Source organism: Streptomyces sp. NPDC020845, assembly GCF_044334165.1.
Classification (GTDB): Bacteria; Actinomycetota; Actinomycetes; order Streptomycetales; family Streptomycetaceae; genus Streptomyces.
In genome coordinates, this window is the sequence record NZ_JBIRSJ010000010.1 from 504,268 (window position 1) to 528,501 (window position 24,234).

At 71.6% G+C, this 24,234-nt stretch carries 21 protein-coding genes; 11 read left to right on the forward strand and 10 right to left on the reverse strand.

All coding sequences use genetic code 11. The features are described from left to right. Positions 1-26: 26 nt before the first annotated feature. The gene (locus ACH4U7_RS28385) at positions 27-1,856 is read right to left on the reverse strand and encodes a phosphoenolpyruvate carboxykinase (GTP) (RefSeq protein ID WP_398530632.1); all 1,830 of its coding nucleotides are present in this window, start codon (positions 1,854-1,856) and stop codon (positions 27-29) included. A 288-nt stretch (positions 1,857-2,144) separates the two neighbouring features. On the opposite strand from ACH4U7_RS28385, the gene ACH4U7_RS28390 reads away from it, so the two are divergent. From ACH4U7_RS28390 to ACH4U7_RS28400, 3 genes are all read left to right on the forward strand, one after another. Then, entirely contained in the window at positions 2,145-2,858 is a 714-nt protein-coding gene (locus tag ACH4U7_RS28390; RefSeq protein ID WP_398530633.1) for a hemolysin III family protein, read from the forward strand. Between the two features lie 116 nt (positions 2,859-2,974). Continuing rightward, on the forward strand, positions 2,975-4,555 hold the full coding sequence (locus tag ACH4U7_RS28395; protein ID WP_398530674.1) for an MFS transporter: 1,581 nt from the start codon (positions 2,975-2,977) through the stop codon (positions 4,553-4,555). A 5-nt stretch (positions 4,556-4,560) separates the two neighbouring features. Beyond that, positions 4,561-5,172 (forward strand): TetR/AcrR family transcriptional regulator, encoded by a 612-nt coding sequence (locus tag ACH4U7_RS28400; protein ID WP_398530634.1) that lies wholly within the window; start codon positions 4,561-4,563, stop codon positions 5,170-5,172. 76 nt (positions 5,173-5,248) lie between these two features. Here the strand turns inward: ACH4U7_RS28400 and ACH4U7_RS28405 are convergent, their stop codons facing one another. After that, complete coding sequence (locus ACH4U7_RS28405; RefSeq protein WP_398530635.1) at positions 5,249-7,282, reverse strand: thioredoxin domain-containing protein; 2,034 nt, start codon at positions 7,280-7,282, stop codon at positions 5,249-5,251. Positions 7,283-7,384: 102 nt separating this feature from the next. Here ACH4U7_RS28405 and ACH4U7_RS28410 point away from each other — a divergent pair, with 102 nt between their 5' ends. After that, on the forward strand, positions 7,385-10,960 hold the full coding sequence (locus ACH4U7_RS28410) for a tetratricopeptide repeat protein (protein ID WP_398530636.1): 3,576 nt from the start codon (positions 7,385-7,387) through the stop codon (positions 10,958-10,960). A gap of 182 nt (positions 10,961-11,142) precedes the next feature. Here ACH4U7_RS28410 and ACH4U7_RS28415 read toward each other — a convergent pair whose 3' ends face one another. Next, positions 11,143-11,400 (reverse strand): hypothetical protein, encoded by a 258-nt coding sequence (locus tag ACH4U7_RS28415; protein WP_398530675.1) that lies wholly within the window; start codon positions 11,398-11,400, stop codon positions 11,143-11,145. Positions 11,401-11,407: 7 nt separating this feature from the next. Continuing rightward, positions 11,408-12,280: a mycothiol conjugate amidase Mca gene (gene mca / locus ACH4U7_RS28420; RefSeq protein WP_398530637.1), complete on the reverse strand. Its 873-nt coding sequence runs from the start codon at positions 12,278-12,280 to the stop codon at positions 11,408-11,410. A gap of 96 nt (positions 12,281-12,376) precedes the next feature. Between mca and ACH4U7_RS28425 the strand changes: the two genes are divergently transcribed. Continuing rightward, positions 12,377-12,790 (forward strand): DUF4307 domain-containing protein, encoded by a 414-nt coding sequence (locus ACH4U7_RS28425; RefSeq protein WP_398530638.1) that lies wholly within the window; start codon positions 12,377-12,379, stop codon positions 12,788-12,790. Between the two features lie 163 nt (positions 12,791-12,953). Beyond that, a complete protein-coding gene (gene greA, locus ACH4U7_RS28430) occupies positions 12,954-13,451 on the forward strand; it encodes a transcription elongation factor GreA (RefSeq protein WP_089505133.1) in 498 nt (165 codons plus the stop codon). An 81-nt stretch (positions 13,452-13,532) separates the two neighbouring features. Here the strand turns inward: greA and ACH4U7_RS28435 are convergent, their stop codons facing one another. The 3 genes from ACH4U7_RS28435 to ilvA all read right to left on the reverse strand — a co-directional run bounded on the left by ACH4U7_RS28435 (position 13,533) and on the right by ilvA (position 16,887). Next, positions 13,533-14,489, reverse strand: a complete 957-nt coding sequence (locus tag ACH4U7_RS28435; protein ID WP_398530639.1) for an ABC transporter permease — start codon at positions 14,487-14,489, stop codon at positions 13,533-13,535. After that, complete coding sequence (locus ACH4U7_RS28440) at positions 14,489-15,460, reverse strand: ATP-binding cassette domain-containing protein (protein ID WP_398530640.1); 972 nt, start codon at positions 15,458-15,460, stop codon at positions 14,489-14,491. Before ACH4U7_RS28440 ends, ACH4U7_RS28435 begins: the two co-directional genes overlap by 1 nt. A gap of 170 nt (positions 15,461-15,630) precedes the next feature. Continuing rightward, positions 15,631-16,887 carry a threonine ammonia-lyase gene (gene ilvA, locus ACH4U7_RS28445; RefSeq protein ID WP_398530641.1) on the reverse strand — a complete coding sequence of 419 codons (1,257 nt, stop codon included), beginning with the start codon at positions 16,885-16,887 and terminating at the stop codon, positions 15,631-15,633. A gap of 146 nt (positions 16,888-17,033) precedes the next feature. On the opposite strand from ilvA, the gene ACH4U7_RS28450 reads away from it, so the two are divergent. From ACH4U7_RS28450 to ACH4U7_RS28460, 3 genes are all read left to right on the forward strand, one after another. Then, positions 17,034-17,534 carry a MarR family winged helix-turn-helix transcriptional regulator gene (locus ACH4U7_RS28450; RefSeq protein ID WP_385626698.1) on the forward strand — a complete coding sequence of 167 codons (501 nt, stop codon included), beginning with the start codon at positions 17,034-17,036 and terminating at the stop codon, positions 17,532-17,534. Between the two features lie 106 nt (positions 17,535-17,640). Next, on the forward strand, positions 17,641-18,153 hold the full coding sequence (locus tag ACH4U7_RS28455) for a sigma factor-like helix-turn-helix DNA-binding protein (RefSeq protein ID WP_398530642.1): 513 nt from the start codon (positions 17,641-17,643) through the stop codon (positions 18,151-18,153). 54 nt (positions 18,154-18,207) lie between these two features. Next, complete coding sequence (locus ACH4U7_RS28460; protein ID WP_398530643.1) at positions 18,208-18,459, forward strand: hypothetical protein; 252 nt, start codon at positions 18,208-18,210, stop codon at positions 18,457-18,459. Positions 18,460-18,520: 61 nt separating this feature from the next. On the opposite strand, the gene ACH4U7_RS28465 is transcribed toward ACH4U7_RS28460, so the two are convergent. Next, positions 18,521-19,711, reverse strand: coding sequence for a cystathionine gamma-synthase (locus ACH4U7_RS28465; protein WP_398530644.1), 1,191 nt, complete (start codon positions 19,709-19,711; stop codon positions 18,521-18,523). Between the two features lie 121 nt (positions 19,712-19,832). Here ACH4U7_RS28465 and ACH4U7_RS28470 point away from each other — a divergent pair, with 121 nt between their 5' ends. Further along, on the forward strand, positions 19,833-20,930 hold the full coding sequence (locus ACH4U7_RS28470) for a hypothetical protein (protein ID WP_398530645.1): 1,098 nt from the start codon (positions 19,833-19,835) through the stop codon (positions 20,928-20,930). Positions 20,931-21,171: 241 nt separating this feature from the next. Here the strand turns inward: ACH4U7_RS28470 and msrA are convergent, their stop codons facing one another. Then, positions 21,172-21,684, reverse strand: coding sequence for a peptide-methionine (S)-S-oxide reductase MsrA (gene msrA, locus ACH4U7_RS28475; protein ID WP_358700758.1), 513 nt, complete (start codon positions 21,682-21,684; stop codon positions 21,172-21,174). Positions 21,685-22,741: 1,057 nt separating this feature from the next. Further along, complete coding sequence (locus ACH4U7_RS28480; protein WP_398530646.1) at positions 22,742-23,362, reverse strand: CGNR zinc finger domain-containing protein; 621 nt, start codon at positions 23,360-23,362, stop codon at positions 22,742-22,744. 88 nt (positions 23,363-23,450) lie between these two features. Here ACH4U7_RS28480 and ACH4U7_RS28485 point away from each other — a divergent pair, with 88 nt between their 5' ends. Continuing rightward, on the forward strand, positions 23,451-24,140 hold the full coding sequence (locus tag ACH4U7_RS28485; protein ID WP_398530647.1) for a haloacid dehalogenase type II: 690 nt from the start codon (positions 23,451-23,453) through the stop codon (positions 24,138-24,140). Positions 24,141-24,234 lie beyond the last annotated feature (94 nt).

Here is a 24,234-nt window from a genome sequence, read left to right on the forward strand (position 1 = left end):
CTTGAACGACGCGGCGGAGCTGTCGCTCAGCCCAGACGCTCGACGAGCGCGCGGTGCTCGTCCCACATCTCCTGCGGCGTGTGGTCGCCGAAGGTGCGCAGGTGGTCGGGGACCAGCGCCGCCTCCTCGCGCCATACGTCCTTGTCGACGGTCAGCAGCAGGTCGAGGTCGGCGTCGGGGATGTCCAGGCCCTCGGTGTCCAGCGCCTCACGGGTCGGCAGCACGCCGATCGCGGTCTCCACGCCCTCGGCCTTGCCGTCGAGGCGGTCGACGATCCACTTGAGCACACGGCTGTTCTCACCGAAGCCCGGCCATACGAACCGGCCCTCGGCGTCCTTGCGGAACCAGTTCACGTAGTAGATCTTCGGCAGCTTGGCCTGGTCGGCGGTCTTGCCGACCTTCACCCAGTGGGCCATGTAGTCGCCCATGTTGTAGCCGCAGAACGGCAGCATGGCGAACGGGTCGCGGCGCAGCTCGCCGACCTTGCCCTCGGCCGCGGCGGTCTTCTCGCTGGCCACGTTGGCGCCGAGGAAGACGCCGTGCTGCCAGTCGAAGGACTCGGTGACCAGCGGCACCGCGCTGGCGCGCCGGCCGCCGAACAGGATCGCCGAGATCGGCACGCCCTTGGGGTCCTCCCACTCGGGCGCGATGATCGGGCACTGCCCGGCGGGCACGGTGAAGCGGGCGTTGGGGTGGGCGGCGGGGGTGCCGGACTCGGGCGTCCAGTCGTTGCCCTTCCAGTCGGTGAGGTGCGCGGGCGCGTCCTCGGTCATGCCCTCCCACCACACATCGCCGTCGTCGGTGAGCGCGACGTTGGTGAAGACCGAGTTGCCCCACAGGGTCTTCATGGCGTTGGCGTTGGTGTGCTCACCGGTGCCGGGCGCGACGCCGAAGAAGCCCGCCTCGGGGTTGATCGCGTACAGCCGGCCGTCCTCGCCGAACCGCATCCAGGCGATGTCGTCGCCGATGGTCTCGACCGTCCAGCCGTGGATGGTCGGCTCCAGCATGGCGAGGTTGGTCTTGCCGCAGGCGCTGGGGAAGGCCGCCGCGACGTACTTGGCCTCGCCGCGCGGCGGGGTGAGCTTGAGGATCAGCATGTGCTCGGCGAGCCAGCCCTCGTCGCGGGCCATGACGGAGGCGATACGCAGCGCGTAGCACTTCTTGCCGAGCAGCGCGTTGCCGCCGTAGCCGGAGCCGTACGACCAGATCTCCCGGGCCTCGGGGAAGTGGGAGATGTACTTGGTGCTGTTGCACGGCCACGGGACGTCGGCCTGGCCGGGCTCCAGCGGGGCGCCGAGGGTGTGCACGGCCTTGACGAAGAAGCCCTGGTCACCGAGGACGTCGAGGACGTCCTGGCCCATGCGGGTCATGGTGCGCATGGAGACGGCGACGTACGCGGAGTCGGTGATCTCCACGCCGATCGCGGACAGCGGCGAGCCGAGCGGGCCCATGCAGAAGGGCACCACGTACATGGTCCGGCCGCGCATCGAACCCCGGAAGACGCCCTGCTCCCCGGCGAAGATCTCCCGCATCTCGTCCGGGTGTTTCCAGTGGTTGGTCGGGCCCGCGTCCTGCTCGCGCTCGGAGCATATGAAGGTGCGGTCCTCGACGCGCGCCACGTCCGTGGGGTCGGAGGCGGCGTAGTACGAGTTCGGCCGCTTGATCGGATCGAGCCGCTGGAACGTTCCCTTCTCCACGAGCTCCGCGCACAGTCGCTCGTACTCCGCCTCCGAGCCGTCGCACCACACCACCCGGTCGGGCTGGGTGAGCTCGGCGATCTCGCCGACCCAGGAGATCAGCTCCTGGTGGCTGGTGGGGGCTGCGGTGGTTGAGGAAGCCACATTGCTGGGCGCCACGATCGCTCCATTCCGCCGGGACCGCTCCGGTCCGGCGTCACTGATTGAGGGTTTGGCCGGATATGTGCACTCATACCCGCCCTATGCGTTTTTTGACGTTCGGGAGTTTTGGGAGTTATGGAGACAGCTACCCCTTGGGGGCTGCGACCCGGATGCTCAGCTCATCCGGTGCCGACCGCGCTCATTTGATCATCCGACGGCTCGGGCAATCTGTCCAGTGGGCGCAGGGTGACCATCACCACTCGAAACAGGGGGGTAACCTACGGTGGCGTAGGTAGCATGTCCGCCATGACTGCCGCCGTGCCCGATCCCGCCGCTGACGCTCCGGTTGACACCACGACAGGGCCCCCGGCAGCTCCGCCGGTCCCGGTCAAGCCACGGCTGCGTGGGTGGCTGCACGCGGGCATGTTCCCCGCCGCGCTCGTCGCCGGCGTGGTCCTCACCGCCCTCGCGGACAGCCCGCGCGGACGGCTGGCCTGCGGCATCTACACCCTCACCGCCTGCGCGCTGTTCGGCGTGAGCGCCCTCTACCACCGGGGCAACTGGGGGCCGCGCGCCGCGGCCGTGCTGCGCCGGCTGGACCACGCCAATATCTTCCTGATCATCGCGGGCACCTATACGCCCTTCACCCTGCTGCTTCTGCCCGACGGCAAGCAGGAGTTGCTGCTGTGGCTGGTGTGGGCGGGGGCGCTCGCCGGGATCGCCTTCCGGGTCTTCTGGGTCGGCGCCCCGCGCTGGCTCTACACCCCCTGCTATATCGCCCTGGGCTGGGCCGCGGTCTTCTTCCTGCCCGACTTCCTGCGCACCGGCGGTATCGCCGTGATGACGCTGATCGTCGTCGGCGGACTGCTCTACAGCGTGGGCGCGGTGGTCTACGGCACCAAGCGCCCCAACCCCTCACCGCACTGGTTCGGCTTCCACGAGGTGTTCCACTCCTTCACGCTGGCCGCCTTCGTCGTCCACTACGTGGGCATTTCCCTGGTGGCCTATCAGCACGCCTGACCCCCTCCATCCACTATCGATTGACAGCCCACATCTTTTGAGAGTTACTGTCACTTGACGGTAACTCTCGGAGGTGTGCCTTGTCTGCTGTCTCCCATGCCCCAAACGCCCCGGGCATCCCGAATGCTCCGGATGCTCCGGACGCGCTGAATCCGCGTCGCTGGTGGGCGCTCGGGGCCCTCGTCGCGGCCCTGCTCGTACTCGGCTTCGATACGACGATCCTCAACATCGCCCTGCCACAGATGGCCACGGCGCTCGGCGCCGACACCGGCGAACAGCAGTGGATCGCCGACTCGTACACCCTCGTCTTCGCCGCCGGAATGCTCCCGGCCGGTCTCCTCGGCGACCGGTTTGGCCGCCGCACGATGCTGGTGGCGGGGTTGGGGATCTTCCTGGTCGGCTCGGTCGTCGGCACCCTCGTGGACTCAGCGGCCCTCGTCATCGCCGCCCGCGTGATCATGGGCCTGGGCGCCGCGCTGGTCTCGCCGCTGTCCCTGGCCGTCGTACCCACCTTCTTCGGCCCCGAGGAGCGCGCCAAGGCCATCGGGGCCCTCAGCGCGGCCGCGGCGCTCGGCATGCCGCTGGGACCGCTGGTCGGCGGCTGGCTCCTGGACCACTTCTGGTGGGGCTCGGTCTTCCTGATCAACATCCCCATGGCCGCGATCGCCATGGTCGTCTGCCTGTTCCTGCTCCCCGAGTCCCGCGACCCGGCCGCCCCCAAGGTCGACGTCGTCAGCACCGCGCTGAGCGCCGGCGGGCTCTCCACACTCGTCTACGGCTTCATCGAGGCCCCGCACCGGGGCTGGTCCGACCCGCTCATCTGCACCATGTTCGCCGCGTCTGCGGCGCTGCTGACCGGCCTCGTACTGCGCGAGCGGCAAGCCGTACGCCCCATGCTCGACCTGCCGCTGCTGCGCCGCCCCGCCTTCCTGTGGAGCGCCGTCACCGCCACACTGGTGAGCTTCTGCCTGCTGGGCCTGCTGTTCGTCCTGCCGCAGTACCTCCAGGCCGTAGTCGGCTACGACGCCTTCGGCACCGGGCTGCGGCTGCTGCCCATGATGGGCGGGCTGCTGGTCTCCGCCCGCACGGCCGCCCCGCTCGCCGCGCGCTTCGGGGCCCGGCCCATCATCGCCGGCGGGCTGCTGGTGATCGCCGCGGCCGCGTTCCTCGGCTCGCGCACCCAAGTGGACGACGGCTACGGCATGACCGCGCTCTGGCTGTCACTCACCGGCCTGGGCTTCGGCTTCGGCATCGTCCCGGCCATGGACGCGGCCCTCGGCTCGCTGCCCAAGGACCGCGAGGGCACCGGCTCGGGGCTCCTCATGACGCTGCGGCAGGTCGGCGGCGCCCTCGGGATCGCCCTGCTCGGCAGCCTGCTCGCGGACGCGTACGACGACCGGCTGGACACCACCGGACTGCCGCCGGGCGCGGCGGATGTCGCCGGCGACTCGGTCATCGCCGCCCGGCTGCTGGCCGAGCGCCTGCACAGCCCCGAGCTCGCGTCCTCCGCCGACCGCGCCTTCGTCCACGGCATGGACCTCACCCTGCTGGTCACCGCCGCCGTCTCGCTCGCCGCGGCCGTCCTGACGGCGCTCTTCATGCCGGGCCGGGGCGCGCGGAACGCACAAGAGACGCAGGACGGGCCGGACACCGAGGCACCGGCCATGGCCCAGGAGCGCACTGATGCCCGACAATGAGTTTCATGGCACGTACCACCCCCACGGCCCCGCCCAAGCTCGGACTGCGTGAGCGCAAGAAGATCCAGACCCGGCAGGCGATCCGGCGCGCCGCATACCGGCTCTTCCAGGAACAGGGGTACGACGCCACCCCGGTCGACCAGATCGCGGAGGCCGCGGACGTCTCCCCGAGCACGGTCTTCCGCTACTTCCCCACCAAGGAGGACATCGTCCTCACGGACGAGTACGACCCGCTCATCCTGGAGGCGCTGCGCGCCCGGCCCCTCGACGAGCCGCCGGTGGCCTCCCTGCGCCGCGCCCTCGTCGATCTGATCCGCCAGTACGCCGAGGACGCCCGCGGGGAGTTGGAGATCAGGCTGACGCTGATCCGGCAGGTCCCCGCGCTGCGCGGGCGGATGAGCGAGGGCATGACCCAGACCCGCGACATGCTCGGCGAGGTGATGGCCGAGCGCAGCGGGCGGGCGGCGGACGACCTCGATGTGCGGGTGGTCGTGGCGGCCGTCCTCGGGGCGGTGCAGGAAGCGATCTTCTACTGCTTCGACCGCGGGCGGATCGAGGACATCGAGAAGGAGATCGACCGCGCGCTGGACATCCTGGCCCGCGGCCTGCCCCTGTAGCCCCCGCTGCGGGCCCGGCCGCTACCCCAGGCCCGGCCGTTACCCCAGGCCCGGCCGTTACCCCAGGCCTGGGCGGTTACCCCAGCTTCCCCGCCAGCGCCCCCGCGTCCGCCGTGGGCGCGTCACAGGTGAACCGGCGGCATACGTACGCCGCGGGCCGGCCCTCCAGCAGCGGGCGGTCCAGCAGCAGCGGCACCTCCCGGGAGCCGGGCTCGCCGACCGCGACCACCGCCCCGGGCGCGGTGCCCAGGAGGGCGGCCCGGTGCAGGGCACGGGTCGCCGGGTCGTCGCCGGGGCCGACGACGGCCACCTCGCGCGGCCCGTCCAGCAGCGCCTCGGCCACCGCGAGCCCCCAGCCGATGAACCGCGGCACCCGCGCCCCGAGCGCCTTCACCACCCCGAGCGCGCGCTCGGCCGCCTCCCGGGGGCGGTCCTCGCCGGTGACGGCGGCGTACGACAGCAGGGCCCCGGCCGCGGCCGTCCAGCCCGAGGGCGCGGCGTTGTCCGTCGGGTCCTGGGGGCGCCGGATCAGCGCCTCGGCGTCGTCGGCGGTGTCGTACAGCATGCCGTCCTCGGCGGCGAAATGGCCCTGCACGGTGTCCAGCAGCAGGCCCGCGAGCTCGACCCAGGCGCCCTCGCCGGTGACGGAGGACAGCGCGAGGAAGCCCTCGGCGACATCCGCGTAGTCCTCCAGGACGCCCGCATGGGATCCGGCGGTGCCGTTCAGGGAGGTGCGGGCGAGCCGCCCGCGGTCGTCCAGGTGGACGCGCACCAGCAGGTCGGCGGCCTCGGTCGCGGCCTCGACGAGGTCGGGGCGGTCGAAGTACGCACCGGTCTCGGCGAGCGCCGCGACCGCCAGGCCGTTCCACGCGGCGACGACCTTGTCGTCGCGGCCGGGGCGCGGCCGCTGCGCGCGCGCCGCCAGCAGCCGCTCCCGTACGGAGGCGACGCGCTTGGCGTCGGCCAGCGCCTCGCGGTCGGGGAGCCGCAGCACGGAGGCGCCCTGCTCGAACGTGCCTTCCTCGGTCACGCCGAAATGCTCGGCGGCGAGCTCGGCGTCCTTCTCCCCCAGCGCCTCGCTCAGCTGCTCCGGGGTCCACACGTAGTACGCGCCCTCGGCGTGCCCGCCCTTGCCGTCGTCGCTGTCGGCGTCGAGGGCGGAGGCGAATCCGCCCTGGTCGGTGCGGAGCTCGCGGACCAGGAAGTCGGCGGTCTCCACAGCGACGCGGCGGGCGAGGTCCGATCCGGTCGCCCGCCACAAATGAGCATAAACGCGACACAAAAGCGCATTATCGTAAAGCATCTTCTCGAAGTGCGGCACGGTCCAGGTCGCGTCGACCGCGTAGCGCGCGAACCCGCCGCCGAGCTGGTCGTAGATGCCGCCGCGGGCCATCGCCTCGCAGGTCGCCTGGACCATCTGGAGCGCGCCCTGCGAACCCGTACGGGCGTGGTGGCGCAGCAGGAACTCCAGCACCATGGACGGCGGGAACTTGGGCGCGCCCCCGAAACCGCCGTGCACGGCGTCGAATTCGCGGGTCAGCGTCATCAGCGCGGTGTGCAGATCCTCGGGCCCTGGCGGCTGGGCGGCCCCGTACGCCAGGGAGGCCCCGCCGCGCTCGGCGAGGTCCCGCACGATGCGCTCGGCCACGTCCTTCACCTCCTCACGGCGGTCCGCCCATGCGGCCTGCACGCCCTCGAGGACCTGCCGGAAGGACGGCATGCCGTGGCGCGGCGCCGGCGGGAAGTACGTGCCGAAGTAGAAGGGCTCGGCCTCGGGGGTCAGGAAGACCGTCATCGGCCAGCCGCCCTGGCCGGTGGCGGCCTGCACGGCCTCCATGTAGACGGCGTCGACGTCCGGCCGCTCCTCGCGGTCGACCTTCACGGACACGAAGTGCGCGTTGAGATAGTCGGCGGTCGGCTCGTCCTCGAAGGATTCGCGGGCCATGACATGGCACCAGTGACAACTCGAATAGCCGACGCTCAGCAGCACGGGCACACCGCGGCGGCGGGCCTCCTCGAAGGCATCGTCGGACCACGGCCGCCAGTCGACCGGATTGTCCGCGTGCTGGAGAAGGTACGGAGATGTCTCATGCGCCAGACGGTTCGGCATGCCCCCATCCTCCCTCAACTCATGGCGAGGGCGAGTTATCCACAGGCCTGCCGGATATGAGCCAGAAACGGAACACTTGATGCTGGCAGGAGGGGGACGAAGATGCCGGGATCACCGACCGCGCTGCGGGACAGTCATCGTGGAGAGGTCGAGCGGCTGCTCGCGCGCGCCGTCGAGGAGGAGGTGCGGCGCTCCGGCGGGCGGACGGACGGCGGGGTGCTGCTGGGCCGCGCGCGGGCCGCGCTGGACAGCATGGCGGCGACGGCCGCCGAGGAGTACGGCGCGTATCTGCGCGCGCTGGAGGAGTCGGAGGCCGAGAGCCGGCCGCTGTCGTCGCGGCTGACGCGCCGGCAGCTGGGCCCGCCGATGCTGGCCACCGCGGTCGCGGCCGCCGGGGCCTTCGGCGCGGACCTCTCCTGGGGCACCTCGGCGACCACGGCGCTGGGCGCGGGCGTGACCGCGGCGGTGGCCGGCTCGGCTGCCGCGGTCGTGGGGCTCACGGCCGGCCACTGGCCCGCCGCCCACCGCCGGGCCGCACTGCGCAACCAGCCGGGCGGGGCCGAGCAGCTGAGGCTCCAGTGGCTGACGGCCGTGGAGGTGCGCGGCATCCGGCCGTTCATCGACCGGCATCGGATGACGACGGCCGCCACCCGCGGCAGCGGCGGCACCGACCGGCCCGCCCGCTCCACCGCGGGCGCCGGGTCCGGCCCGGGCAAGGGCGACGCGGGCCGCGTGGGCTCCGCCGGCCGCGCGAGCTCCGCGGGCCGCGGCGGCCAGGCGGTCCGGCTGCGCGGCGCGGACCGCAGCCAGGCGGCCCGCAGGCGCAGGGTGCTGGAGCAGTCCTTCGGCCAACTGCCGGAGGCGGACGGCCCGTTCGCCGGGCGCCGGGCCCAGATCACCCAGATCGCCCAGTGGGTCCAGCAGGCGCGGGCGAGCACGGAGACCAGACCGACCGTGGTGCTGCTGGAGGGCCCGCCCGGGTCGGGCCGGACGATGCTGGCGGTGCGGGCGGCGCACCATCTGCGCGACCAGTTCCGCGGCGCCTGCCTGGTGGATCTGCGCGGCGACAGCCCCGGCCAGGCCCCGCTGCCCACCCGGGACGCGCTGCTGCACCTGCTCAACCGGCTCGGCGCGCCCCGCGACCAGCTGCTCTTCCGGGAGCGGTCGGCCCAGGGGCAGCACGTCAAGCGGCTCACCGAGCTCTACCACCAGCATCTGACCGGCCTGCCCGTGACGATCGTGCTGGACGACGCCAGCGACGCCGAGCAGGTGCGCACGCTGGTCCCGGAGCGGTCCGACAGCCTGGTCCTGGTCACCTCGCGCGCCCCGCTCGCGCTGCCGCCCGACCTGGCCGCGTGGGTCCACCGGCTGGAGGTCGGCCCGCTGGACGAGCCGGGCGCCGAGGAGCTGCTGCGCGCCTCCGCCGAGGAGCCGACGGGCGCGGGACCCTACGACGGGCAGTCCGTGGAGCGGATCGCCGAGCTGTGCGGCCGGCTGCCGCTGGCGCTGCGCATCGCGGGCTCCTCGCTCCCCACCCGCACCCCCGGCCTGCTGGTCTCCGCCCTGGAGGCGTACGGCCCGGTGGGCCCCGTCGAGCGGGCACTGTGGCTGCGCTACACCGACCAGACCGAGGGCGCCCGGCGGCTGCTGCGCCGTCTCGCGCTGGCCGGGCGGGCCAGCCTGGGCGCCGCCGCGGCGGCCGCGCTGCTGGAGACGGACGACCAGGAGGCGGTCCGCCACCTGGACGCGCTGGCCCGGGCCGGGCTGCTCCAGCACGTCCGCGGCAGCCGCTACCGCCTGCACGACCTGGTGCGCGCCTTCGCCCACGGCAGGCTGATGGACGAGGAGGAGCCGGCCCGGCGCACCGCCGCCCAGGAGCGGCTGATCCGCAGCTATGCCGAGCTGGCGGACTCCGTGATCCGGATGGTCGACGGCAAGACCTCCACCCGCGCCGACATGTTCACCAGGGGCGCCGCCGGCGGTCATGGCTTCACCTCCCTGGACGCGGCGCTGCGCTGGCTGGACGACGAGTCGAGCTTCATCACGGCCGCCCTGCGCCACGCCGAGGGCGTGGACCAGTCCGCGGTGCTGCATCTGCTGGGCGCGCTGTGCGACTACTGCCTGCTGCGCGGCGATCTGTACCGGCTCGGCGAGATCAGCGAGCTGACCCAGGCCGTGGACCAGGGGCTGCTGATGCGCTCGGTGCAGTGGCGCACCGGCATCGCGGCCCGGCAGCTGGGCGAGCTCGACCAGGCCCGCACCACCCTGTCCTCGGTGGTCGACCTGTACTTCGAGGCGCAGCACGAGGCGGGCGCGGCCCGCGCGCTGTGCAGCCTGGGCATCACCCTGCACCACCAGGGCAATCTCACCGAGGCCGCGGCGAAGCTGACCGAGGCCATGGAGCTTCAGGCGGCCGATGAGCTGCGCGCGGACCGGGCGTGGACGATGCACGCGCTGGCCGCGGTGGAGCGCGACCGGGGCCGGCTCGGCAGGGCGCTGGAGCTGCTGGACGCGGCCCTGGAGCTGCACCGGGAGAGCGAGAGCGTGCACGGCCAGGCGTGGGCCCACTTCCAGCTCGGCCAGGCGTGTCTGCGCATGGGCGAGGTGCCGCGCGCGGAGCGGGAACTGCGCGAGGCGCTGGATGCCTACGGCCGCACCCACGACCAGCGCGGCGAGGCATGGGCGCTGACCCAGCTGGCCCGCGCCCGGCTGGTGGCCGGGGAGGCGTCGGCCGCCGTCGACCAGCTGCGCCAGGCCCTGTCCCGCCACCGGGAGAACGAGGACGCGCGCGGCGAGGCATGGACGCTCTACTACCTGGGCCAGGCGCTGGAGGAGCGCGGCGACCACGACTCGGCGGTGCGCGACCTGGAGCGGGCCCGCACGATGTTCAGCCGGATGCGGGATGTGTACGGGCTGGCGTGCGCCCGCCACCACTCCGCGCGGGTCACCCGGGACCTGCGGGCGGCGCAGACGGGCTCCCTGCGCAACAGCGGGTTCCCGCGGCAGCTGCTCCAGGACGCGCGGCAGGACTTCCGCCGGGTGGGGGTGGCCCACGGCGAGGCGTGGTCCTGTGTGGAGCTCGCGGTGATCGACGCGGGAAACGGGCGGGCGGAGCAGGCGCTGGACCTGGTGGAGGAGGCGGCGCGGCTGTTCGCGGAGTACGGCGACCGGCGCGGCGAGAGCTGGGCCCGGTTCCTGCGCTGCACACTGCTGCCGTTCGCCTCGGCGGGCGGCTCGGTCGTCGGCACGGCGGTGGCCCAGGAGGAGCTGGCGGAGCTGCTGGGCGAGCTGCGGTCGGCCGACTGGGCCGGGGACGCGCGGCTGGAGGGGTGCGCGGAGGCGTTCACGCTGGTGCTGGAGCGCGGCGTGGAGCCGGAGACGGGATGGCAGGCGTGGCAGCTCGGCATGGTGCCGAGCCGCCACTCCCGGGAGGTCATGGCGGTCCTGCCGACCGCGGCGGGGGCGCGGGGCGGCGGGGGCGGCGGTGCCGATGGAGGCGCCGGGGGCACCGGGGGCGCCCAGGACGACCGGCCCGACCACGGGGGCCGGGCCGACGACGGCGGCCGGGCCGACCAGGGTGAGCGGACCGACCAGGGTGAGCGGACCGACCAGGGTGGACGGACGGCCGACGGTGGCCGGGCCGACCAGGCTGACCAGGACGATCGAGGTGATCTATGACACGACTCGGCCCGACGGGTCCGTAGCCCGGTCGGGCAGGTCCCGCCTCGGGCCACGGACCGCCGGGCAGCGGGCCGTCAGACGGCTGACCGCCGGGCGACCGGCCGTCGGGCAGTAGCCCGTCAGGCCATCGGCCGTCAGGCGACCGGGCCCGCGGCCCGTCAGGGCGGCGCCGTGGTCGGTCAGGCCGTGCGCTCGCCCTTGGCGCCCGGGGCGGCCTTCGAGGACGCGGTGGCCGGGGCGGTCTGCCCGGCCTCCGGCTCCTCCTCGAAGTCCACCTTCTTCATGTGCTTGTTCATGGACTTCATCAGCAGCCACACCGCCCCGCCGATCAACGCGAAGACGATGAAGCCGAGGACGCCCGGCGTCACCTTGTTCTCGTTGAGCTCCTTGGCGAGCGGCACGAGATGCGTCATGGCGAGGGTGCTGGTCGCGCTCATCATGAGCTCAATTGTTGCGGATGCCTGCGAAGAGGTCGTCCTCGGGGAGGGATGTGTCCACGAGCGACTTCGCGAGCTCGTATTCCTCTGTCGGCCAGATCTCCTTCTGGATGTCCATCGGCACCCGGAACCAGGCGCCGTCGGGGTCGATCTGGGTGCGGTGCGCGATCAGCGCCTTGTCGCGGATCTCGAAGAAATCCGCGCAGGGCACAAAGGTGGTCAGGGTGCGCTCGGCCCGCTCGAACTGCTTCCAGCGCTCCAGCCACTCCCCGTACGGCGACTCCAGGCCGCGTGCGAGCAGCCCTTCGTGCAGCGCGACGGTGCGCGGCCGGTTGAAGCCCTGGTTGTAGTAGAGCTTGAGCGGCTGCCATGGCTCGCCCGCCTCGGGGTACTTCTCCGGGTCCCCCGCGGCGTCGAAGGCCACCATCGAGATCTTGTGGGTCATGATGTGGTCGGGGTGCGGATAACCGCCGTTCTCGTCATACGTGGTGATGACATGCGGCTTGAACTCGCGGATCAGCTTGACCAGCGTCCCCGCTGCCTCGTCCACATCCTGCAGCGCGAAACAGCCCTCGGGCAGCGGCGGCAGCGGGTCGCCCTCGGGCAGCCCGGAGTCCACATAGCCCAGCCACTCCTGCTTGACCCCGAGGATCTCGCGCGCCTCGTCCATCTCCTTGGCGCGTACCTCGTGGATGTGCTCCTCGATATAGGGGTCCCCCTGGAGCTTGGGGTTGAGGATGGACCCGCGCTCACCGCCTGTGCAGGTCGCGACCAGCACGTCCACCCCCTCGGACACGTACTTGGCCATGGTGGCCGCGCCCTTGCTCGACTCGTCGTCGGGGTGGGCATGGACGGCCATCAAACGCAGCTGATCAGTCAAGTCTCGATCCTCGGTGATTCGTCGTGGAAGACGGCTTCTATAGTGACCCAAACCGGGGGCGAATAATTCCGGGTCCGCCAACCAGGAGGAACGATCATGGCCACGGTCAGCGAGGGGCTGCATGACGGGCGTTACGGCCGGTCGGCGGACCAGCGTGCCGACCGCAAGCTGAAGATCCTGGGTGCCGTGCTCGGCGCCGGGTTCCTTGCCATGATCGCCTGGTTTGGTTATTCGTACATCACCGGCCAGCAGGAGATCAGCGGCCAGGTGACCGGCTTCAAGGTGGTCTCCGACAGCGCCGTCGAGGTGCGTCTGGAGATCACCAAGGACACCGGCACCACCGGGGTGTGCACCGTGCGTACCCTCGACAAGGAGCACGGCGAAGTGGGGCGCAAGGACTTCACCTTCGCCAAGGGCCAGGGCGATGCGGTCAAGGTCGTGACGGTGCGCACCACGGGTCGGGCGACCAGCGCCGAGCTGGTCGGCTGCGATCCGGTGTCGGGCCACTGAGCCCCGTCTGACCTGCACTGACGCGTTTCATCCACATTGCGCCCACATTCCTCCTCCCCGTTTCGAGCCGGAATTGTTAGGCTCGTGGTTTCGCCCGGCTTTGAAGGCGCACCCTTCTGAGTAGGGCGTTCATTTGTATTCCCAGCACCGACGAGGAGCACCTGTGACCCAGACCAGCGAGAACGTCACCTGGCTGACCCAGGAGGCGTACGACCAGCTCAAGGCCGAGCTGGAGTACCTGTCGGGTCCCGCACGTGTCGAGATCGCGAAGAAGATCGAGGCTGCCCGCGAGGAAGGTGACCTGCGGGAGAACGGCGGGTACCACGCCGCCAAGGAGGAGCAGGGCAAGCAGGAACTCCGCGTGCGCCAGCTGACGCAGCTGCTGCAGCACGCGAAGGTCGGCGAGGCCCCCGCGGACACCGGCGTGGTCGCTCCGGGCATGGTCGTCACCATCGCGTTCGACGGCGACCCGAACGACAGCCTGACGTTCCTGCTGGCCTCCCGCGAGTACGCGAGCTCGGACATCGAGACCTACTCGCCGCAGTCCCCGCTGGGCTCGGGTGTGAACGGCAAGAAGGTCGGCGAGGACGCCTCGTACGAGCTGCCGAACGGCCGCACCGCGTCCGTGAAGATCCTCGAGGCCAAGCCCTACCAGAGCTGACGCCGCGCCCCGCCAGGGCCGATGATCGCCCCGATCTCGGCCCGGCGCCCGATCTCGGCCCGATCTCGGCGACCGCCTCGCTCAGGCGGTCGCCGAGCGGTACTTACGGACCGCCAGCGTCCGGAAGGCCAGGATGATCAGGGCCGACCAGAGGACCGAGGCGAGCACCGGGTGCTGCATCGGCCAGGCGTCGGAGACCAGCCCCTCGGGGTTACCGAACAGCTCGCGGCTCGCCTGCACCGTGGCGCTGAACGGATTCCAGTCGGCGATATGCCCCAGGAACGTGGGCATCTTGCTGGAGGGCACAAACGCGTTCGAGATGAACGTCAGCGGGAACAGCCAGATCAGCCCGCCGGAGGTGGCCGCCTCCGGGGTCCGCACGGACAGCCCGATCAGCGCGCCGATCCATGAGAAGGCATACCCCAGCAGAAGCAGCAGCCCGAAGGCCGCGAGCGCCTTCAGCACCCCGTCGTGGATCCGCCACCCCACGATGACCGCGACGATCGCCAGCACCACCAGCGTCAGTGCCGTCTGCACCAGATCCGCCAGCGTACGGCCGGTGAGCACCGCGCCGCGCGCCATCGGCAGCGAGCGGAAGCGGTCGATCAGTCCCTTGTGCATATCGTCGGCGATCCCGGCGCCCGCACCCGCCGTCGCGAAGGTCACGGTCTGCGCGAAGATCCCCGCCATCAGGAACTCCCGATACACATTCGCGTCGGCGCTGCTCTGCCCCGGGACCATGATCGCGCCACCGAAGACATAGCTGAACAGCACCACGAACATGATGGGCTGGACCAGGCCGAACACCACCACCTCGGGAATCCGCATCATGCGGATCAGATTCCGACGGGCCACGACGAACGAGTCACGGACCGACTGGACGGGCCCGCCCCACACTCGCGGGGTTACGGCGACGCGGCCCCCACGCGCCGCAGCCGCCCCGGAAACCGCCCCGGGGGCCGTGTCGGAAGCCGTCCCGGAGGCCGTATCGGTCGCCCCGGGAGTGGACTCGGGCGTTGTCTCCCCCACTCTGGCCATCACTTGACCTCTTCCTCGGCACCGTCGCCGCCCTCGGCACCGTGGCCGGTGAGCGAGATGAACACATCGTCGAGAGTCGGGCGGCGCAGCCCGATGTCGTCGATCTCCACCCCGCGCGCATCCAGCTCCCGGATCACCTCGGCGAGCAGCTTGGCCCCGCCGACGACCGGGACGGTGACCTTACGGGTGTGCCGCTGCACGGCGATCTCGCCCTTGCCGAAGCCCCGCAGCACCTCCTCCGCAACCTCGATATGGGCGGGCTCATGGACCACCACCTCCACCCGCTCCCCGCCCGTACGCGCCTTGAGCTGGTCGGAGGTGCCGCGCGCGATGACCCGGCCGCGGTCGATCACACAGATGTCATGTGCCAGATGATCGGCCTCTTCCAGATACTGAGTCGTCAGCAGCAGCGTCGTGCCGCCCGCCACCAGCTCCTGGATGACCTCCCACAGCGCCTGCCGGTTTCGCGGGTCGAGGCCGGTGGTCGGCTCGTCCATGAACATCACCGGCGGGCTGACGACCAAGGCGGCCGCCAGGTCCAGCCGGCGGCGCATCCCGCCGGAGTACGTCTTGGCGACGCGGTCGGCCGCGTCCGCCAGATGGAACCGCTCCAGCAACTCGCTCGCGCGCGCCTTCGCCTCCCGCGCGCCCATCTGGTACAGCTGCCCCACCATGCGCAGGTTCTCACGGCCGGTCAGATACTCGTCCACGGCGGCGAACTGCCCGGACAGCCCGATCGAACGGCGCACCTGATCGGGGTGGCGCAGCACGTCCACGCCCGCCACCCGCGCCTTACCGCTGTCCGGCTCAAGCAGCGTGGTCAGCACCCGCACCGCAGTGGTCTTCCCGGCCCCGTTGGGCCCGAGCAGCCCGAGCACGGTCCCTTCCGGTACGTCGAGATCGACCCCGTCCAAGGCTCTGACGTCGCCGAAGGTCTTCACCAGACCTTCGGCATAGATGGCACCTGGCATATGCGTCCCCCATCGGGCGTGCTCGCAGAAGGATTTAACTTTCGCCCGAATTACCCAGCCTGTCCATGCCTGTGGAAAACCGCCTGTGGAAAACCACGGGGGCAAGGGACACAGGGGAAGGGAGCCTGGGACTCAGGGGAAGGCAGCCGGGAACTCAGGCGCGGGGAGCCCTACGGCAACACCCGGTAACCCGCCTCGCGCAGCGCCTCCCGCACCTCATCGCAGTGCTCGGGCCCCTTCGTCTCCAGGTGCAGCTCCACCTCGGCCTCGGTGAGCCCGAGCCGCGGATCGGTCCGTACATGGCCCACGTCCAGCACATTCGCATCGACCGTCGTCAGTGCCGCCAACAGGGTGGCGAGCGCCCCCGGCCGGTCCGTGAGCCGCAGCCGCAGCGAGAGATAGCGCCCCGCCGCGGCCATGCCGTGCCGCAGAATGCGCTGCATCAGCAGCGGATCCACATTGCCGCCCGAGAGCACCGCCACCACCGGCCCCTCGAAGGACTCCGGCTCCGCGAGCAGCGCGGCCACCGAGCAGGCCCCGGCCGGCTCGACCACCAGCTTCGCCCGCTCCAGACACAGCAGCAGCGCCGCGGCCAGCGCGTCCTCGGACACCGTACGGACCTCGTCCACGAGCTCGTCGATGATCCGGAACGGCACATCGCCGGGGCGCCCCACCTTGATCCCGTCGGCCATCGTCGTGGGCGCCTCGATCGACACCGGATGCCCGGCGGCCAGCGAGGGCGGATACGCCGCGGCGCCCGCCGCCTGCACCCCCACCACCCGTACGTCCGGCCGCAGCGCCTTCACCGCCACCGCCACCCCGGCCGCGAGCCCGCCCCCGCCGACGCCGACCACGACCGTGCGTACTTCCGGGCACTGTTCCAGGACCTCCAGGCCCAGCGTGCCCTGCCCCGCGATGATGTCCGGGTGGTCGAAGGGGTGGATGAAGACCGCGCCCGTACGCCGGGCGTACTCCTGCGCGGCGCGCATCGTCTCGTCCACGATCTGGCCGTGCAGCCGCACATCGGCGCCGTAGTCCCGGGTGGCCGCGATCTTCGGCAGCGGCGCGCCCTGCGGCATGAAGACGGTCGAACGCACACCCAGCAGCGAGGCGGCCAGCGCGACGCCCTGCGCGTGGTTCCCGGCGCTGGCCGCCACCACGCCCGCGGCCCGCTCCTCGGGGCTGAGCCCGGCGATCCGAACATACGCCCCGCGCAGCTTGAAAGAGCCCGTACGCTGCAGGTTCTCGCACTTCAGATGCACCGGCGAACCCACCAGACCGGACAGATAGCGGCTGCCTTCGAGCGCGGTGACCCGGGAGACCCCCGAGAGCATTTTCTGCGCCGCACGCACCTCGTCGAGCGTGATCACGGACGTCGGAACACCGGAAGACGAGGTACCGGAAGTGCGGGTAGTGCGTGGGGCCATGGTCCCAAGTCTCGCAGCTCGCCCCACGCGCACCAGCGGCGGCCGGATCCGGACGGCAGGTTTCTGCAGCCCCCGTACGGGCGGGCCCCCAGCCGCGTACTCTGTGCCCCATCCCACAGACCACCGCATGAAGTGAGCCTTAGTCCATGCCCACCCAATCGGACATGACGACCCACCTCGACACCGGCGTACTCGACCTCCTGCAGCACCAGGTCGCGGTCTTCGCCCGGCGCGCCGAACAGACCCGCCTCGGCGGCGTCGGACAGGCCCGCAACTCCATGGACCGCGCCGCATATCTGCTGCTCAACCGGCTCGACAAGGAAGGACCGATGGGAGTCAAGGCGCTCGCCGCGGGCATGGGCATCGACTCGTCCACCGTCACCCGCCAGGTCGCCCCGCTCGTCGACTCCGGCATGGTCAAGCGCACCTCCCACCCCGAGGACGGCCGCGCGGTCGTCCTCCAGCTCTCCCCGCGCGGCAAGGCCCGCCTGGAGGAGGTGCGGTCCTCACGGCGCGCCCTGATGGCGCAGGTGACCGACGGCTGGACCGTGGAGGAGCGGGACATCTTCTGCGATCTGCTCACCCGTTTCAACGTCGCGCTGGCCGCCGCGCACGCCACCGTGCCCCAGGCGGCGTCCGCATCCTGAGCCACCCCGCAGCACCTTCGGGGGCACGCCTCTTGACCGGGTGGCCGTGCCTGCCGTGTCCTGAAGGGGGACCCGTGTCCTGAAAGGGACGGGAGGCGGAGGACGGGTGCGCGAGAGGCGGGCAGCACGGGAAAGCCGCCGCGCCCGGGAGTTCGCGGCGTTCGCCGCGGGGGCGGGCGGTCGGCTGCTGCATGCGGCCACACTGCTCACGGGGGAAGCACCGGGGGACATTCCAGGGGGACCACTGGGGGAGAACAGCGCCGCCGAGCGCCTGCTGACCGCCGCGCTCGCCCGCACCTACGCCCGCTGGGACCGGCTGCGCGGAGAAGATCCGTACGACCACACCCGCCGGGAACTGGCCATCCTCTTCGCCAACCGCGCCTGGCGCTACCGCCGACCGCGCGGCGGCCTCCTGGGGCGGCTCACCCCGCAGGAACGCCTGGTGCTGGTGTTGCGGCTGCATGAGGGCGTGGCGGAGGAGCAGGCCGCGGCCGCCCTCGGACTGCCGGTCGAGCGGGTGCGCGCGATCTGTACGCGCTCGGTGGCGCTGATGCGCAGCCACGCGCCGGAGACGCGCGCACGCCCGGAGCCCCGCCGGGCGGCGGGGGCGGCGTCATGAGCTTCCCGGACCACAAGGCGGCCCCATGAGCCTCCCCGAGCACAAGGCGGACTCATGAGCTTCCCCGACCGCAAGGAGGACGAGGTCCGTCGCATGCTGAACGGCCCGTACCCGGCCGTGCCACCGGACCTGGCCGACCGGGCGGCCGGGCGGGGTCGGCGGATGCTGCGCCGCCACCGCGCCGTACGGGCCGTCGGCTGGGTCCTGCTGATCGCCGCGATCATCACCTTCACGGTCTGGGCGGTGATCGTCCAGCCGTGGACGACGCCGCCGACCGACACCACGCCTCCCCTGGAGGGGTGGTGACGGCGGTAGGCGGACCGGATTACGCGAGGGCCTGGCTGTCAGGCAAGAACCTGGAACCGGATTACGCGAGAGCCTGGCTGAGATCCGCGAGCAGATCGTCGACCGCCTCGATGCCCACCGAGAGCCGGACGAGATCGGCGGGCACCTCCAGGGCCGACCCCGCCACCGAGGCGTGCGTCATCCGGCCCGGGTGCTCGATCAGCGACTCGACGCCGCCCAGCGACTCGCCGAGCGTGAACAGCCGCGCCCGGTCGCAGACGTCGACCGCCGCCTGCTCGCCGCCCGCGACGCGGAAGGAGACCATGCCGCCGAAGGCCCGCATCTGCTTGGCCGCGACCTCGTGCCCCGCGTGCCCGGGCAGCCCCGGGTAGAAGACCTCGGTCACCTTGGGGTGCGCGACCAGCAGCTCCGCGACGCGCGTGGCGTTCGCGCTGTGCCGGTCCATCCGTACGGCGAGGGTCTTGATGCCGCGCAGCACCAGCCAGGAGTCGAACGGCCCGGCGACGGCGCCCATGGCGTTCTGGTGGAAGGCCAGTTCGTCGCCGAGGGCGGGGTCGGAGACCACGAGCGCGCCGCCGACGACGTCCGAGTGGCCGCCCATGTACTTGGTCGTCGAGTGCACGACGACATCCGCGCCCAGCGCGAGCGGCTGCTGCAGATAGGGGCTGGCGAAGGTGTTGTCGACGACGAGGCAGGCCCCGGCGGTACGCGCGATGTCGGCGACAGCGGCGATGTCGGTGATGCCGAGCAGCGGATTGCTCGGCGTCTCGACCCAGATCACCTTCGTACGGGGCCGCAGCTCGGCCCGCACCGCGGCGGGGTCGGAGGTATCGGCGACCGACCACTCCACGCCCCACCGCTCGGCGACCTTGGAGAAGAGGCGGAACGTGCCGCCGTACGCGTCGTTCGGGATGACGACGTGGTCACCGGGCACCAGCAGCGTGCGCAGCAGGCAGTCCTCGGCGGCGAGCCCGGACGCGAAGGCGAGGCCGCGGCGCCCGCCCTCCAGCGCCGCCAGGTTCTCCTCGAGGGCGGTGCGGGTGGGGTTGGCGGAGCGGCTGTACTCGTATCCGCCGCGGAGCCCGCCCACCCCGTCCTGCTTATAGGTGGAGACCTGATAGATCGGAGGGACGACGGCGCCCGTGAGCGGGTCCGCCTCCTGCCCCGCGTGGATGGCGAGGGTTTCGAAGCTCTGCGCGCTGCGACCCGCACCGCGGTGCGGGTCGGGCTGCTGGGTGTGCTGCTCGGTCATGGGGCCGAGGGTAATGCCCACCGCGGTACTAGCGGGTTCAACGACCGGGCGGGCACATAGGCTGGAGCACAGACGTTCTCACTACGGGTACCGGGCACAGCAGGGGCAGCAGGGGACACACATGGAGTATCTGATCTTCCTCATCGCCATCGTCATGATCGGCGGTGTCCTCATCGTGCCCGCCCTGCGCCGGATGCGCGGCGGCAATGAGGCCAACCGCGGCGCGGTGCTCGCCACGGACCCGGGGGCGTACGGCTTCGTACCGCGCGACCAGCTGGACGTACGGCTGCCCGGCCCGGACCGCGAGCTGATCGAAGCCCTGGAGGAGGTCCAGCGCACCCAGGACTGGCAGCCCGCCGCCCGCCTGCTGGCCCTCACCGACGCGAGCTCCGAACTGCGCTGGCAGCGGGTCCAGACCCTGGCGGGCGCGGCGGCGTTCGAGCTGGCCCAGGCACCGGGCCAGGGCGGCATGTGGCTGCGCACCTGGCGGGTCGCGGCGCCCGAGGACCCGGGCGCGGCCGCCGTGCACGCGGAGTTCCTGGTCCGCCAGGCGCTGCGCGACCCGTCGTCCGACGACTTCCGGATGATCCTGGAGGAGGCCCGTACGGTCTGCGCCGAGGCGGCGCGGCTGGCGCCGGACGACCCCGTGCCGTACATCATCGAGCTCGGCATCGCCCGCGGCCTCGCATACCGGCAGGCCGACTTCGAAGAGCTCTGGTCCAAGGTCACCGAGCGCGCCCCGCACCACATGGGCGCCCACCTCGCCGCGCTCCACTACTGGTGCGAGAAGTGGCACGGCTCGCAGGACCTCGCCGACGCCTTCAGCCACGCCGCCGCCGGCTCCGCCCCGGCCAAGAGCCTCCTGCCCGCCCTCCCCCTCTTCGCGGTCTTCGAGCACCTCCCGGAGGCCAACCTGGTGCGCACCCTGTACCAGAGCGCGGTCGTCACCCGCGCCATCGAAGGCGCCCTCTTCGCGGTCCACGAGGCCCCGGCCGACCACCCGGTCCAGCCCCACGTCCGCCACCTGCTGGTCTGGTTCCTGGTGCGCGCCGAGCGCTACGCGGAGGCGATGGAACAGCTCCGCCACGTGGACGGACACGTGGGCGCGATCCCGTGGTCGTACGGCACGGACCCGGCGGCGGAATACACCGTCTACCGGGCGCTGGCGGTGGCGGGCTGGGAGGGCCGGGGCGGCACGCCGGCGACGCTGCCGCGCTGAGGGGGCCCTGGGGAACGGCCCACGGCCCCACCCGGTACGAACCAGGGGTCGTACTGCCCCACCGGCGTCGCCACGACCGGCGGCTGATCAGGGTGGCCGGACCCATTGAGGCCTTCCCGGACTGTGTCCCGCCGCCGCACCCGTGGTCCACAGCGGGCAACGCCCGCCCCGCATACGCAACCGCGGCCCGGCTGGGGAGCCCCGGCCGGTCGGCCTCAGCCCTCCCCGGGCCGCGTCGTGGTCAGCCCTCCGTGCGGGCGGGCAGCCGCCATCCCGGGCGCGGGAAGTGGCAGGTGTAGCCGTCCGGGTAGCGCTGAAGGTAGTCCTGGTGCTCGGGCTCGGCCTCCCAGAAGGGGCCGACCGGCTCCACCTCGGTGACGACCTTGCCCGGCCACAGTCCGGAGGCATCCACATCCGCGATCGTGTCCTCGGCGATCCGCTTCTGCTCGTCGTCCACGTAGTAGATCGCCGAGCGGTAGCTGAGGCCGATGTCGTTGCCCTGGCGGTTCTTGGTGCTCGGGTCGTGGATCTGGAAGAAGAACTCCAGGATCGCACGGAAGTCGGTCTTCGCGGGGTCGAAAAGGATCTCGATGGCCTCCGCGTGCGTGCCGTGGTTACGGTACGTCGCGTTCGGCACGTCACCCCCGGTGTATCCGACCCGGGTCGCCGTCACACCCGGAAGGCGGCGGATCAGCTCCTCCATCCCCCAGAAGCATCCGCCCGCCAGCACGGCCCTCCGCGTCTGCGCAGCCATTACGGCCCTCCAATATCTGTCAGCTCGGTCGCTCGGACTACTCGGCTCGCACACCACCGGAATCCCACGGACGCTGTCCTCAACGCATGAGGGTCGCAACCGATTCCGTGCCCGCCCAACCGGCCCTGCGGCCGGCTCCCTGGCGAAGTGAACGGCCGTCGTTAATCACTGGCCGCCCAGACCGGCCGGCCGCTGCCCGCCATGAGAAAGTTTCGCCCCCCGCGCCCACGGCGCCGACGACCACCAGGTGGCGCTACGTGCAGCGGGGGTGTCGGCGAGGGCATGCCCGACCCTTGGTCGCGCTCGTCCGTCCGGGCGTCCGCGGTTGCCATCTCCATCATGACAGCTCACAAGCCGTTCTCGTAGGACCGATGGCACAGCTCGGACGCCTTGTCCGGCCCCTCCCCCGGCTCCGAGAATCGCGCCATGGATCACCCCGACAAGGTCGATCAAGATGCGGTACTCCGGGCACGAACCATGTTGCTTGGATCAGGCAGACCGAGCATTGACCAACAGGTCGAGGCGTACCGGGTGCTTTCGGCGGTAAGTCCGCTGGCCTACCTGCCGAAGCTGACAGAGGCACTGCTCTCGTCCGGATACGCGCCAGGGACCAGGGACCGGCCGGAGGTGCGACTCGTACGCCACGCCGAGGCGGCCGCCACAGCACGGCGTATCGACGCAGGCTTGCCGAACAGGACCAGTTGCTCGTTCGTGCTCTGTCCGCCTACAGGTCCGCGCTGTACTCCGTCGGACGGCGGGCAGAGGGCTTCGCCATATGCGAGGAGATGGCCGAGGCCGGGCGGTGGGGTTTCGCGCACGGGCAGGTGCCGAATCCCCTGTACGGGCACCGGCCGCTGGCCATCCTGACATGGGAACTGGTGCACCAGGCCGGGATGCTGGACACCGCCGACCGCCGCGACGAGGCCCACGCGGCACCGTGCCCACGCTCCCGCTCCTGCGCACTTCGTGCCGCACGCCGCTTGACGCCCTTCCCATCGCCCGGTGGGCCGTCTACGTCCATATTCAGTGGCAGCCGACACCGCCGAACGAGGGCCTGTTACTCGGAGTTGGTGAGCCGGTCGCGCGTTGTGGTTCGGCGGGCGCGGTGGTTGGCGACGTTGACGCGGTTGCCGCACAGGCCGGGCATGCAGTAGCGGCGGCTGCCGGGCCGGGTGGTGTCGATGAACGCTCCCCGGCAGGTGGGTGCGGTGCATGGGCGGAATCGCTGTTCGCCGAGGGTGTGTACGACGCCGAGGATGCCGATGCCGCAGATCAATGACAGGGCGTCGGCGATGGTTGCTCCGTCACGGAGTGGGACGGCCCAGCGTGTGCGGTTCCCGTGTGCGGGGTCAGGAATCAGGGTGGCGCCCTGGGCGGGCGAGGTGAGCGTGGTGGCGCCGGCGATGAGGTGGTCGCGGTCGGGGTGGTCGATCAGGTCGCGCACGGTTTTCCGAAGGGCATGGACCGCATGGAGGTCGGCGGTGCGTGCGCGGTGGGCGAGTGCGGAGAGTGCGGAGAGTGCGCCGGGAGCCGTGTCGTTTGTGGGCTCGTTGCCGTGCAGGTCGGTGAACTCGACCAGGGCGGCCAGGTCGGGCAGGTGGTCGTCGCCGCGCCAGACCTCGGCGGTGGTGTTGACCAGGTCGGTCGCGACCCCCGCCGCCCAGGCGTAATCGTCCAACGTGACTTGCATCCTTGGCGAACCTCTCGCTACGTTCGACTAACAGCCACTTTAGCCCTTACATAGCTTCGTCCGGGAGAGCTCGCTCATGTCAGTGCTGGAGATCGACGCCGTCGTGTTCGACGTGCTCGGCACGCTCGTCGACGAACCCGCCGGACTCCGCGCCGGCATTCGTGAACTCGACCCGTCGCTCGACGATCCCAGGACCGAGCAGCTGTTGTCGCTGTGGCAGCAGCACATCGACCGCGAGCAGCGTCGCATCCTCGACGGCAGCCGCCCCTACCTCACCAGCGACGCCCTCGACCGGGAAGCCACCCAGCTCGTCGCCGACGCCGCCGGAGTCGACGACCCGGCCGCCGTAGCGGCGCTGGCGCTGTCAGCTCGTCGGCTCCCGCCGTGGCCCGACACCGTGACAGGGCTCGCCCGAATCGCCGAACGGTTCCCGCTGATCGGGCTCTCCAACGCGAGCCGTACGGCACTGCTGGGGCTCAACGCCCACGCCGGGCTGCGCTGGCACCAGGCCCTGTCCGCCGAGGACGCCCGGACCTACAAGCCGGACCCGGCGGTCTACCAACTGGCCGTCACCGTCTCCGGACGACCGCCGGAGCGGCTGCTGATGGTCGCCGCCCACGCCTGGGACCTGCGCGGAGCGCAGCGCCTCGGCCTGCGCACCGCCTACGTCGCCCGCCCCGTCGGCGACCCGCCCGCCTCCTCGGACCGGTTCGACCTGTACACCGACGACCTGACCGATCTGGCCGACCAACTCGGCGAGATCTAAGTGGGCGGTTCGTGAGTCTTTGAGTCGATCTGCTGTCGCCTGATGGTGTGGCGGTGGGGCGGAATCTGCCGGTCCGCGGTTGGTGGTCTGGTGA

Coding starts and splice junctions, on each gene's coding strand:
- ACH4U7_RS28390 (WP_398530633.1), top strand. CDS start 2,145: ATGACTGCCGCCGTGCCCGATCCCGCCGCTGACGCTCCGGTTGACACC.
- ACH4U7_RS28400 (WP_398530634.1), top strand. CDS start 4,561: ATGGCACGTACCACCCCCACGGCCCCGCCCAAGCTCGGACTGCGTGAG.
- ACH4U7_RS28405 (WP_398530635.1), bottom strand. CDS start 7,282: ATGCCGAACCGTCTGGCGCATGAGACATCTCCGTACCTTCTCCAGCAC.
- ACH4U7_RS28410 (WP_398530636.1), top strand. CDS start 7,385: ATGCCGGGATCACCGACCGCGCTGCGGGACAGTCATCGTGGAGAGGTC.
- ACH4U7_RS28415 (WP_398530675.1), bottom strand. CDS start 11,400: ATGAGCGCGACCAGCACCCTCGCCATGACGCATCTCGTGCCGCTCGCC.
- ACH4U7_RS28425 (WP_398530638.1), top strand. CDS start 12,377: ATGGCCACGGTCAGCGAGGGGCTGCATGACGGGCGTTACGGCCGGTCG.
- ACH4U7_RS28435 (WP_398530639.1), bottom strand. CDS start 14,489: ATGGCCAGAGTGGGGGAGACAACGCCCGAGTCCACTCCCGGGGCGACC.
- ACH4U7_RS28440 (WP_398530640.1), bottom strand. CDS start 15,460: ATGCCAGGTGCCATCTATGCCGAAGGTCTGGTGAAGACCTTCGGCGAC.
- ilvA (WP_398530641.1), bottom strand. CDS start 16,887: ATGGCCCCACGCACTACCCGCACTTCCGGTACCTCGTCTTCCGGTGTT.
- ACH4U7_RS28450 (WP_385626698.1), top strand. CDS start 17,034: ATGCCCACCCAATCGGACATGACGACCCACCTCGACACCGGCGTACTC.
- ACH4U7_RS28460 (WP_398530643.1), top strand. CDS start 18,208: ATGAGCTTCCCCGACCGCAAGGAGGACGAGGTCCGTCGCATGCTGAAC.
- ACH4U7_RS28465 (WP_398530644.1), bottom strand. CDS start 19,711: ATGACCGAGCAGCACACCCAGCAGCCCGACCCGCACCGCGGTGCGGGT.
- ACH4U7_RS28470 (WP_398530645.1), top strand. CDS start 19,833: ATGGAGTATCTGATCTTCCTCATCGCCATCGTCATGATCGGCGGTGTC.
- msrA (WP_358700758.1), bottom strand. CDS start 21,684: ATGGCTGCGCAGACGCGGAGGGCCGTGCTGGCGGGCGGATGCTTCTGG.
- ACH4U7_RS28485 (WP_398530647.1), top strand. CDS start 23,451: ATGTCAGTGCTGGAGATCGACGCCGTCGTGTTCGACGTGCTCGGCACG.